Source organism: Mesorhizobium sp. C277A (assembly GCF_040324395.1).
Classification (GTDB): Bacteria; Pseudomonadota; Alphaproteobacteria; order Rhizobiales; family Rhizobiaceae; genus Mesorhizobium.
In genome coordinates, this window is sequence record NZ_JAMYVW010000004.1 from 494,191 (window position 1) to 506,198 (window position 12,008).

Consider the following 12,008-nt stretch of genomic DNA (forward strand, 5'->3'; position numbering starts at 1 on the left):
CGCCCAAAGGGTCGACTACAGTTGATGGCTTCTCATCCAGGCTGGCGTCATCGGTACGTCGATCATAGATCCCCGGACGCTGCTCAACTTGGGAGAAACGGGAGATAAGCGCCGACCGAAAATGGTCGCGGAGCAAGGCTGCCTAGAAGGCATCCAGTTTGGGCTGGGGTTTCCTGGAAGCTTTTCGAACTTTCTGGGTCGCGCCTCAGCCCGAGTTGCGGGTGCTTATGGACAAAGTAGGATACTAGATTCGGCTTTTGATCGTGCGGAAGGCATCGACTTCTGGCACGTATTCCGCGGGCGTCAGCATCTCCTCCCGAGTTCTCTACGGTCTGAACGGCAGCCTCAGTTCGGCCGCTCCGATGATCGGTTAATTATCCTAAGAGCAGCCGTCAACGTGTAGCACTATGGTTCAGACACTATGTCGGCGCACACTTCACTACACCGTCCACCGTATCGCTGAGGAATATGTGGTTGACGTAGTGCCCGGTCGCCTCGGCATGTGAACCTGCAGTTGGCAGAAGCGTCTTGCCGGGATCGAGCAGCCGGCAGGCGACATACATCCCCCAGAAGCGTGTATCCGGCTCCCGCGCGTACTCGCCGACGAAGTTTGGGTCGGCGAAGGTCTCATAGACCGCGATCCATGGCCGGGCCCGAGACAGAACAAATCAACCAAGCTTGTCGTCCTTGTCCCGGATCATCACCATCGCTGTCGCTTACCAGACGTGCTCGACTGTGCGTCAGCCCACTTGCGCGAGCACTCGTCGATACGGTCGAACGTATCGCCGCGTCCGTCCATATCCGCTACGAGCGCGACGCTGACGAAACCGGGTCCGCCCTCGACCGGTGGAAGCCGCCACGCCTCGTACCGCGTCACACCCTGTTTCGTGCCCGGAGGCGGCGTTGGGTTCGGACCCCATCGGTCCGCGAGAACGGGATCACGTCGGCGCAGTTCGTCGAAGTCGATCGTCCAACGATGATCGGTCACCGTGCCGAATGACGGGATGATCCGGGGCAGGAGGTAATCGCGGACGATGTTGTCCAGGTCGTGAAGCACTGCTGCGGGGGTCGCTGCGCTCGGACGTACCACCACCTGGAGAGCGACGGCGATCACCAGCGGACTGATGACCCAGTCCCACCGCTGCTTGAAGGCTGCGATCTCTTCCTCAACCCTGCGCTTGAAGGCCCCTGAGCTGCCCGGGGTGATCGGAAGGTCGCCCAGCTGAAGGCGCAGCTTGGACCGGCCGATCAGCAGCGCCCATTGATCGGGCGGCAGAATCGGCGTCGACCCTTCCGGACGCCCGTACATCCAACCGAGGACAGGGATGTCGATGCCGCTACACCCGAGCAGAGCGCGTTGCGCGCTCCAGCGAAGCATCTTGAAGTACGCGTCGTAGAAGTCGTCACCCAGCCGCTCGCGCTGCCCACGCTCATCGCGGATCAGGTTGCGAAGATCCTCCATAGCCTCTTCCTCTTGGTCCCACCGGTAGACGTCTCCATAATTCTCCATCTCGTCGACACGGATCGCTTCGGCCGCAAGCTCCATATCGTCGAGCAGCGCCGACAAGGGCCGGCCGGCCACATGGATCATCGGATAATCTTCGCCGTGCCGGCAGCTGACGGAGAGCGCCTGGATCTGAGCATCGTTCTTGTAGAGGAGGTGCCGACGCATTCCCGGCACCCCCGCCCGCCGTTTCCCGAGGAGATCCAGCAGGTTCTTCGCGATCGTGTGCGCCTGCGGCGCAGTTCGGCTGGTGGTCGCTAGGTCGATCTTCAGCGCGACGGGTCCATTGAACGGTGCCCGCGAGAAGGTCGCCATCTGTTCAGACACCGCTGTCTGGAACCGGTCTCGATCGGCGTCCCGCATCCTCTTTGACTGCGGCTCAATGTCATGCACCAACACACTCACGCCTCGCCTGGCGCGCTTGCGGTAGCGCGCGACCGCCAGGCGCTCGTCTCGAGCCCGATTGGTGCCCCGCCGCATCAGTTCTTCGATCTGGCTGGCCACGCTGGCTAACTCCCCCTGTGACAGCGCAGCGAACATATAATGATCAGGGGCGCTCCGCGACCTTGCGAAAATGGTCGACGGACGTGATGCCTTAACAATCGGCGATCTGCGCGCCTGCATCGCTCATGTCAAGCAGGGCAGTCGTGCCGCGTCGAGATTGGGGCCTCAACGCGCTTCCGGAGTGCGCGCTGGACGGTCCATGCGATTGGGAACGATCGTGTGTTGCAAGGCAGCTTATCGTAGATATCGCCCGGGAGCAGACTGGCGGCTTCCGGCCCAAATCTGCCTCGGGAAATCCACATCCTCGCGCCGATCGGTCAGATCGACGCCAACGGCCAGCGCGGGGTGGTTTGCTGACATAGTTGTCGGGACTGGGGTTCTGCGCTCGCTGACACGATTTCACAGCTCCTCAGGCTATTTTTTTGAGACGCCCCAGCCATAGGGATACCGGATTGGATCGATGGGTTGAAGCGCCGGTGTGTATCTCACCTGCAGCAATCCCTTCGGGACGATCAGCTCCTTTGCGAGTTCCTCCTCGAAAGCGTCTTGGCTTACGCTTCGCGCCGGCGTCGGTTCGCCTTCCTCCACTGCATATTCAGGATCGCTCAGGCTAAAGACGTTCACCGTGTCGACGAACACGCCCGTGACCAGACGGCCGCGCTTCTCGGCCTTCGTGACGACCGACGCGGATAGCATATGGCCTTTGCCAGGCACCCTGTAGAAATCACCGTGCGCTCCGATCAGGGTTTCGGCGATGAACTCGAAGCTGTCCTTGAACTGCGGGAATTTCTCTAGCTCGAACGCATCGCTGAACATATTGCCTTTAATGGCTTCACGGAGTTCACCTCTCGAGTCGAAGAAAATCTCGTAAAGGATGCCATCGAGCAGCGGACGGATTTTTTCAGGCTTCATCCCGCTAGTCTTGCCTAAGAAATTCCGGATATAGGCTTCTGCCGATCGGGCGCCGCCATGCGCAGCCTGATAGATGTTGCGGCCCAAGACGAAGAGCGTCTCGTCCTTGACCGTGTTCGCGAAGGTCGGCGTCAGACGGTCCATCGCAGGGTTTTGCGTGTACCAGTCCACGCTCTTCAGGCCTCGGATGATTTGGTGTGAGGTTTTGCCTGGATCGAGCACGAAAAGGCTGTCCGCGAGTGATGACGACGCATAGGTGGTTACGAAGCTCATGGCGCTCGTGTTGAAATAGAAATCCCCGGCCAAGGAAGTGTGTTCCCAGGTAATTTGCTTCCCGTTGGTATCGGCGGCGACGGTGTTGCGCACGCGCTTGAAGACAGTCTCGATCGGAGTATCCGGCACGTCAATATGTTGCAGCAGCGCGCCGGTATACACGCCATTGCTGGACAACCCATCGGCCGCTATATGACCCGGCGACGTCGCATAGGCAATGATCGTCCCGCGCGGAGCGAAAACTGAGGCAAGCCCTCGATTTGCGCCCGATCGATGCCACGCAGCCTCGAACGGGTTTTCACGACACGCATCGAGAATGATGATCTTCGTGTCCGCCTTCGATCGGTCGAGGACATCGATGACTTGGTTGAGCGAAAGGGACGAATATTTCGCCTGGTTTTCACCTCCTGCATCCGTATCACAGGCGAAAAGGAAGTTCTCGCCGTCAATCTGGATGCCGTGACCTGCAAAGAAGACCAGAGCTACGCCGCCCGGCTGTATCGTGCCTTGGAATGTGCTCAGCGCGGTGCGCATTTGGACAAATGAGCCATCAGAAACCGATGTTAGACCAAACCCGTATTTTTTTAACTTCCTCGCGATCGCCGTCGCGTCATTGACGGGGTTTCTGAGCTTCTTTGTGTTCTGGCCGGTATAGTTGGCATTTCCAATGACAAGTGCTGCACGCTGTTGGATCAAGTACGGCCTCGGAGGTCTCTGCAGATGCTGATTGTTGGCGATGTCAGTACCATAGCCGCTTAAACCGCCGGCTGGAACAATTTACTCGCGGGGCGAGCTCCAAGGGTGCCGCCGCGCTTGAACCTGTCGCGAAGTACAGTTGAAATCTCGAATCGCGATTTAGAACTACGACGAGATTTTAGTCAGTCGCTAATGCGAGCTAGTGAACGACCGCTTCGGGGGTTGGAAGTCGCCGTTGAAACCAGGTTACGCTCAACGACAGCTATCCTCCAGCAATGATCCAAGAGCAGACCGTCTGGAATCGGCCCACAGCTGCCGGACAGGAAGGCGCCGCATACTGGTCATTGGAAAAGCTGATAAAGTATTCCAGGAGCCGACATTGTTAGCGCCGAGGTCGTTTGACGCGGTGGTGACCGTCGCGGCTAGAACCACTTCCCCTTCGCAAGCCGTTGCCGGACGAACGTCAGATAGGCCTCTGAGCTAATCGCAGTCTTCCGCCGGTTCCGTCGACTGTTGCAGAGCCAACATGCCGCGACGACGTTCTCCGGTGTATCCTTCCCCCATCACATCTGGCAATGAGGTGCTCTACCGTACATCTACTGGATCCACCTTCGGCGGCCGGCGACATTGACCTTTCGTCGAGCGCGCGACCATGATCGCTGACCGTTTCATCCCGTGAGTACAGCGTTGCAGTATGACTGAGCCTTTCCAACCCTTTCTGCAGCGTTGCGTTTCGGTCGATCTGGAAGTGGATCCTGCAACCGCCACCATCTTCGCTTTTGCGGCGGTGCGCGATGACGCTCGTCCCGCAATCCTGGCAAAGAAACGCGATCTCGTGGCGGCCCTTGACCGTCTGGGAGCAGAATCAGCCGAGGCCGAGCATCTGCTCGGCCACAACATCATTCGACATGACTTGCCTCATCTGGTCGCGGCGCGGCCTCGGTTGGCTAATCTTTTTCGATCGCCGATCGATACCTTGTGGCTCAACCCTCTCGCGTTTCCGCGCAACCCCTACCACCACCTGGTCAAGCACTACCACGACGGTCGCTTACAAGCGGGCCATGTCAACGACCCGGAAATGGATGCGCGGCTAGTGTTCCAGGTGCTACGCAATCAGTTAGCAGCTTTGACGCAACAGAACGCCGACCAGCCCGATGCAGTGGCGGCCTTTCATTTCGTCACCACGAGGATGGAAAACCCAGGCGGGTTCGACGCGGTCTTCCAGGAGATTCGGGGGGCTCCTGCGCCCGAACCATCTACGGCAAGGCAAGCGATTTCCCGGCTACTGGCGGGGCGCGCCTGCGAGAGGCGGGTCGAGCAGACGCTGAACCGCCTTTCCAGCCCGCAACTCGGATGGCCTATGGCCTATGCTTTGTCCTGGATCCTGGTTGCGGGCGGGGATTCCGTCATGCCGCCCTGGGTGCGGGCGCAGTTCCGCGAGGCGGCACTGATCGTGCGGCATCTGCGCGATACCGACTGCGGAAGCCCGGATTGCGCCTGGTGCAGAGAGAAGAACGACCCGATCCGCGCACTGTCGCGCTGGTTCGGGTTTGATGCCTTCCGCGCGCAGCCGGTCGACGATACGGGCCGCCCCCTCCAAGAGCGGATCGTCGATGAGGCGATGCGCGGGGCAAGCATCCTCGGCATCCTGCCGACCGGCACCGGCAAATCGGTCTGTTACCAGATCCCCGCCCTGTCGAAATTCGACAAGACTGGGGCGCTGACAGTGGTGATCTCTCCGCTGGTCGCGCTGATGGCCGATCAGGTGCAGGGCATGGCGCGGGCGGGCATTTCCTCGGCCGTCACCGTCAACGGAATGCTGTCGATGCCCGAGCGGCAGGATGCGCTGGACCGTGTGCGTATGGGCGAGGCGGCAATGCTGCTGATCTCGCCCGAGCAATTGCGCAGCAACTCGGTCCGCTCGGTTCTGGCACAGCGTGAAATCGGACTCTGGGTGCTGGACGAGGCCCATTGCGTGTCGAAATGGGGCCACGATTTCCGGCCCGACTACCGCTATGTCAGCCGCTTCATCAAGGAATCCGTAGGGGATGAAGCTGCTGCCCCAGTGCTTTGTCTGACCGCCACCGCCAAGCCCGAAGTGGTGCGCGACATCCGCGACCATTTCCAGTCACGTCTGGAGCGCGAACTGATGCTGCTGGACGGCGGCGCGGTGCGCACCAATCTCAGCTTCGAGGTCCGGCCGACGCAGCGCGGCACCAAGCTAGCCGATATCCTCGACGTGATCGAGGCCAGGCTGCCACAGGACGGCGCTTCGGGTGCGGTGGTCTACTGCGCCACCCGCAGCGAGACGCAACGCGTTGCCGATTTCCTCAAACAGCAGGGTTTGTCAGCGGAACGGTTCCACGCCGGTCTGACGCCGAGGAGAAGCGCGACATTCAGGAGCGTTTCCGCATAGGCGACCTGCGGATCATTGCCGCGACCAACGCTTTCGCCATGGGGATCGACAAGCCCGATATCCGGCTGGTGGTGCATGGCGACGTTCCGGGCTCATTGGAGAACTACTTGCAGGAAGCCGGGCGGGCGGGCCGCGATCGCGCCCATGCCAATTGCGTGCTGCTCTTCGCCGCTGAGGATGTGGAGCGGCAGTTCTCGCTTTCGGCCCGCTCGCGCCTGGCTCGACATGAAATCGGCGCGATCGTCAAGGCCCTGCGGCGGCTGGACGAGCGGACGAAGAAGACCGGCACCGTGGTCGCCACCTCGGGCGAGGTCGTGCGAGCCGAACGCGATCAGGAGTTCGAGCGCGACAGCACCACCGACGATACCAGGGTGAAGACTGCGGTGTCCTGGCTGGAAGAGGCCAAGCTGCTGCGCCGCGAGGAGAACCGGGTTCAGGTCTTCCCCTCATCCCTCAGGATCCGCAACCTGGAAGAAGTCGAAGCGATCCTGGCCAGGGCCGCGATCACCGGCACCCGTCGGAAGGAGCTTCTGGATATCACCCGCACCTGATGAACGCGTCCCCCGATCAGGGCATTTCCACCGATGAACTTGCCGGGATCAGCGGATTGACAGGGGGTATGCTGAACAAGGCGATGGCCGATCTCGAGGCGCTCGGGATCGCCCGCAACGACGTCGTGGTCACGGTCTTTGTCCATGTCGCCGTCGAGGGTCATTCGCAGCAGCGGCTGGCGCAGGCCACACGGCTTGAAACCGCGCTGACCACCCTGATGCGCGAGGCCGCCCCCGATGCCGAAGGTGCCGGAGGCATTCCCTGCATCTGGCCGAAACCTGTCAGGCGCTCCGCAATCAGGGGCACAGCGCGGTGCGACCCGACATCGTGGAAAAGCTGCTGCGCAGCATGGGTCGTGACGGGCGCGATCAGGATGGTGGCAAGGGCAATCTGCGGCTGCGCAAGGCTTCGCGCAACACATTGATGGTGACGCTGCAACGGACCTGGCAGGCACTGGAACAGACGGCAAGCCTGCGGCGGCAGGGCGCAGAACTGTTGCTGGGGCATCTTCTGGGCAAGCTGCCGAAGGGCAGCCGCGTAAGGACATCCAGGTCGAAACCACAATGGGCGATCTGCTCGCCACCCTGACCGGAGACGCCCTGCTGCGCGGCAGCGGCATTCAGGACATGACCAGCTGATGGACCGCGCACTTCTGTGGCTGCACGAGCAGGAGGTGGTGACTCTGGGCAAGGGGGCTGACGATCTTCCGGCAGGCGATGACGGTCCATCTGAACCCTTCGGGCGGCCTGTTCACCGTGAAGGATTTTGTACCCCTCGAAGAACACTACGCCGAGCAGACGATCCAGACCCATGTGATGGCGGCCTATGCCGAAAAGGGCCTTGCCGCGATGGATCAGGCGCTGCGGCTGTCCGAGGACTACTTCGTGCTGGAACGCGACGCCTTCCTGCGCCGCTGGATGCCCGGCAAGGGCGGCGAGATCCGGCGTCAAACCACCGGCACCTCCTGGAAAGCGATCGTTGAGGCACTGAAGAACCCAGTTCAGCAAGAGATCGTTGCCGACGACCGCGAACAGACCAGCGTCCTGGTCCTGGCAGGACCGGGTTCGGGCAAGACGCGCGTTCTGGTGCACCGCATCGCCTATCTGATCCGGGTCCGTCGCGAGGATCCGCGCGGCATCCTTGTTCTGACTTACAACCGTCATGCCGCCGCGGAGATACGCATCCGGCTGCGCCACCTGATCGGCGATGACGCGAATGCAGTGACCATATCCACATGCCACGCCCTCGCGATGCGGCTGGTGGGAGCGAGCTTTGCCGGAACTGCGAACGAGACGATGCACGACTTCGATGGGATCGTCATGGAAGCCGTGCGCCTGTTGAACGGCGAAGGCTCAGCAAGCCCGAGGCGGAGGCACAACGCGACACCCTGATCCAAGGTCATCGCTGGATTCTGGTGGACGAGTATCAGGACATCGGCCCTGAGGAATACGCGCTGATCTCGGCCATTGCGGGCCGCTCACTGGACGATCCGGACCTTCAGCTCAGCCTTTTTGTGGTGGGCGATGACGATCAGAACATCTACGCCTTCGCCGGGGCGTCCATCCGCTTCATCCGGCAGTTCGAGGCCGACTATCGTGCACGACCGCAGTTCCTGATCGAGAATTACCGCTCGACCGGACATATCATTGCGGCGGCCAACGCGGTGATTGCGCCCGCCGCTGACCGTATGAAGGCGGGACACGACATTGCCATAGATCGCAGGCGCAGCAAGGCGCCGCCCGGCGGAGACATGGCGGCGCTCGATCCGGTTGCGCAAGGGCGAGTGCAGGTGCTGGACTGCCGAGCCGGTGACGTGGCGCAGGCGATGGCCGCAGTGGATGAACTCGTCCGGCTTTCGCGTCTTGATCCGGAGTGGAGCTGGTCGCGCGCCGCGATCATCGCGCGCGACTGGCGGCGGCTGGCTTCGGTGCGGCCTATGCCGAAACGCTTGGTATCCCGGTGGAGATGGCAAACGAGAGCCTGCCCGGCATCTGGCGCTTGCGCGAGATGCAGCAGTTCATTGACACACTGCGCCGCGAAAATACGCGTCTGCTGGCCGTCCGTGATCTGATGGATATGCTGAACGCGATACCGTCCAATCGCTGGACGGATCTGATCGCCGAAGGCATCGCCGCTCTGCGAAGGAGCTTGCGAACAAGACCATGCCCGTGCGGACCTTGTCGAGTGGTTCGCTGAGTGGGCAATGATGCCCACAGCGATCAGCGCGCGCTGCTGCTGCTGACGGCGCATCGATCGAAAGTCTGGATTTCGAGGATGTCGTCATCCTGAATGGCGGTTGGGACAAGCCTTCCAAAGGCGAGGACCCCGATGCGCCGCGCCGCCTGTTCTATGTCGCCATGACCCGAGCGCGACGCAGCCTCGCGATCATTACTCAAGCGCAGGCATCCGTTCGTCCAGCAGGACAAAGAGCATGTGCTGCGCCGAGCCGCGCCGGCTGTCGCCGACGGCGCGGCTCTTCCGACCGCGCTGTACCAGGTGCCGAACCTCAAGACCGTGGACCTGTCATGGGCGGGGCGTCTCAGGTCGGGCCATCCCTCCCTCGCGCCATCTCGGCGGCGAAAGCAGGAGATCCGATTCAGATCGTGCGCCATGGCCGCTCTGGCGATACAGACAAGCACGGGCAGGCCCTCGGACGCATGGCCAGAAGCTGGTCGCCTCCCGAAGGCCTCAGCTTTCTGCGCGGCGAGGTCGGTGCCATCGTGCGCTGGCGCAAGTCCGACAATCAGGAAGAGTTCGGGTGCACCTTCACCGAGACGTCTGGGAAGCGGTTGTGCCGGAGCTTGTATTCGGCTGACAGTTGCCCGTGACGGTGGTCGACTAGGACAGCTTCGCTCATTAGTTCACATTGTGCATGTGATGTTATCGCGCATTTCTCATGGAAAAATCGCAAAATGTCATGTTGAGCCAGTTTTGAGACCTTTTCGTTTTCAGCCTGAACGCTCGCTTCGCGCTCCGTAAGCCTGAAACGTTCCGCTGCTGTCCGCCCCTATGCTGTCGAGCAGCAATGCGCCTCATTCCGGTCGTTCGGCCCCTTGGCAACGCCCAAAAGCTGCCATTCGGCCCCTGCCACGATGTAAGTAGTTTTCCGAGTTTCATCATAGCTCGGAAAGGCTGGGACCTGCTGATGTAGCCTAGATTGATCATCCGGAATTGTGAGAGGCGCGCTCTGTTCTTTTTTCGTTCGACCCTTGAAGCGATCGTTTCTGAAACCTAGATGCGGTTAATGAGCGTTAAATCACCGGGGGCAATGACATCATTGCATTCCAATCCATTGGCTGCGCCGGTAGTAAGACCCGTCCACCAAGGAGGCTGTGTGAAATGGATCGATTGGAGGATACTGTGGGAGCTGTGGCTGACGCAGTCATCGCAAATTGGGACGGGCACGACTACCAGGCGCGATACTTCTGGATTCACGCGTCGGGCTTCGTGACCCGGAACAACACTTTGTTGTCGAGGTCTCATACGAGGCCGATGGTCCGAAAGGGTTTGACGATGTGGTGGTGCGCTATAGCCCAGGGAAATCGGGCCGCCGTTCTTTTGCGGTCGAGGTTGCCCACCACCAAGTCAAATTCCACGTCAGCCAGGAAGGGCGGTTCGGTTACAAGGAGCTGACGAACCCGGACTTTATCCATGCGACGCGCTTTTCAATCCTTGAGCGCCTCAAGGAGGCGGTCGAGAAGGCGCCAACGAATTCCACGTTCACTCTCGTGACAACCGACCGCATTCGCGATGATGATGACCTCCGGAAGTTGATTACGTCGAAAGACCGCTCGATCAACGTGGAAATTTTATTCGACGGAACGACCGATCGCAGCTGGACCGGTAAGATCAGAAAATGCTGGCGCGAGCACCTGAAGCTGTCGAGCGACGAAGAGCTCAAGACGATTGTGGACACATTCCACATCGTTGAGGGCCATAGGTCGCTCGAAGAGATGCGCGATGAAGTCAATTTCACTTCCGTGGCGTCGGGCTGAAGGCCGGTGGAAACACGCTGGAATTCAGGTTCGATGGCGCGGCCGAGCCTTGAAGGCGACGCAGCGCAACAAGTTGTCCCGAGAAGATTCGAACTGCTTTGCCAGGAACAGGATTGGATTCGTGCGGGGCGAAGACCGGCGGAATGTCGCCATCCGCTCGTTCGGTGATGGCCCGACCGATTATTTACTGGCCGCTCCGGAAAATCATCTGTCGCTGCTCGATCATTTCGACGAACGGCTGCTGCGTCCGGGAAATGATTGGACCGAGACGATCATGCCTGAGGTCCGAACATTCTTGAGCGCGTGCGCCAGACGACCAAGGATATTCGGCTTCATCTCGATACCCACGCCTCCGTTGCATTTCTGGCTGGTTCGCTCTTGGGTATGAAAAGCGGCACTGGTGTCGAAGTCATGCAGAAGGGGCGCCGCGGCACCTCCGTCTGGCGCTCGGACGACAAGCTCACGGGGCCGTCGATGACGGTCACCTGTCAGGATATCGAGGCGGGGCAAAGATGTTGCGGTGGCAATCAGTCTTTCACGGGACGCACTGGCGGACGTCGAGGATTATGTTAGCACCTCCTTGGGCAACGTTGGCAAGATTCTGCATTTCGCCGCAGCAAACGGGGTTGGCCCAGGGTCGGTAGCAGGCGGCACTCATGCAGCAGAAATGGCTGACCAAGTGTCTGACGTCCTGGTGGCGCTTAGCCTGCGCGGCGGCGCCAGGGCCCACATCTTCGTTTCGGCGCCAAACGCCTTTTCATTCTTCCTCGGCCAGCATCGGGACGCCATCGGCCCGGTGAAGGTTTACGAGTTCGACTTCACCGGGTCCAAGACCTAACCCCCTCCTTCCGGATTGGATGAATATGGAACTGAAGCCTCAATTCAATGAGTTTCTTGCGTCGATCCGACCGACCGACAGGCAGAAGGAAGACTGGAAGGCGGGGCCTCGACCCTGCGGGGCGGTTGGACGCGGACCAAGATCTCAAAGGGCTGGTCGTGGCTACTTTTCTGCAAGGTAGCGTCCGTCGTTCGACGGCCATACGGCCTAGCGGTGACAAGCGGCCGGACGTTGATATCGTCGTCGTGACCAATATTGACTACGAGAACACGACGCCTGAGCAGGCCATGAAGAAGTTCGTGCCTTCCTTGATCGCCA

The 12,008-nt window shown here is 60.6% G+C and carries 10 protein-coding genes and 1 pseudogene; 9 read left to right on the forward strand and 2 right to left on the reverse strand.

The window, feature by feature from the left end:
* Positions 1 to 700 precede the first annotated feature (700 nt).
* Positions 701 to 2,008 (reverse strand): RusA family crossover junction endodeoxyribonuclease, encoded by a 1,308-nt coding sequence (locus NKK52_RS31875; protein ID WP_198031561.1) that lies wholly within the window; start codon positions 2,006 to 2,008, stop codon positions 701 to 703.
* A 414-nt stretch (positions 2,009 to 2,422) separates the two neighbouring features.
* A complete protein-coding gene (locus tag NKK52_RS31880) occupies positions 2,423 to 3,889 on the reverse strand; it encodes a caspase family protein (RefSeq protein WP_031204498.1) in 1,467 nt (488 codons plus the stop codon).
* A gap of 835 nt (positions 3,890 to 4,724) precedes the next feature.
* Here NKK52_RS31880 and NKK52_RS31885 point away from each other — a divergent pair.
* The 9 genes and pseudogenes from NKK52_RS31885 to NKK52_RS31925 all read left to right on the forward strand — a co-directional run.
* A complete protein-coding gene (locus NKK52_RS31885) occupies positions 4,725 to 6,305 on the forward strand; it encodes a DEAD/DEAH box helicase (RefSeq protein WP_352630922.1) in 1,581 nt (526 codons plus the stop codon).
* 14 nt (positions 6,306 to 6,319) lie between these two features.
* Entirely contained in the window at positions 6,320 to 6,856 is a 537-nt protein-coding gene (locus NKK52_RS31890) for a helicase-related protein (RefSeq protein WP_502903012.1), read from the forward strand.
* Between the two features lie 313 nt (positions 6,857 to 7,169).
* Positions 7,170 to 7,445 carry a hypothetical protein gene (locus NKK52_RS31895; RefSeq protein WP_352630925.1) on the forward strand — a complete coding sequence of 92 codons (276 nt, stop codon included), beginning with the start codon at positions 7,170 to 7,172 and terminating at the stop codon, positions 7,443 to 7,445.
* Between the two features lie 128 nt (positions 7,446 to 7,573).
* On the forward strand, positions 7,574 to 8,248 hold the full coding sequence (locus tag NKK52_RS31900; RefSeq protein ID WP_352630927.1) for a UvrD-helicase domain-containing protein: 675 nt from the start codon (positions 7,574 to 7,576) through the stop codon (positions 8,246 to 8,248).
* 23 nt (positions 8,249 to 8,271) lie between these two features.
* Positions 8,272 to 8,928, forward strand: coding sequence for a UvrD-helicase domain-containing protein (locus tag NKK52_RS31905; RefSeq protein ID WP_352630930.1), 657 nt, complete (start codon positions 8,272 to 8,274; stop codon positions 8,926 to 8,928).
* A gap of 1,321 nt (positions 8,929 to 10,249) precedes the next feature.
* Positions 10,250 to 10,852, forward strand: a complete 603-nt coding sequence (locus NKK52_RS31910; RefSeq protein ID WP_352630933.1) for a hypothetical protein — start codon at positions 10,250 to 10,252, stop codon at positions 10,850 to 10,852.
* Positions 10,853 to 10,973: 121 nt separating this feature from the next.
* Positions 10,974 to 11,240 (forward strand): hypothetical protein, encoded by a 267-nt coding sequence (locus NKK52_RS31915; protein ID WP_352630967.1) that lies wholly within the window; start codon positions 10,974 to 10,976, stop codon positions 11,238 to 11,240.
* Positions 11,156 to 11,690, forward strand: a pseudogene (locus tag NKK52_RS31920) (SAVED domain-containing protein). Before NKK52_RS31915 ends, NKK52_RS31920 begins: the two are co-directional and overlap by 85 nt.
* A gap of 47 nt (positions 11,691 to 11,737) precedes the next feature.
* Positions 11,738 to 12,008, forward strand: a 271-nt coding sequence (locus NKK52_RS31925; RefSeq protein ID WP_502903010.1) for an SMODS domain-containing nucleotidyltransferase, incomplete at its 3' end; no start/stop codon positions are given.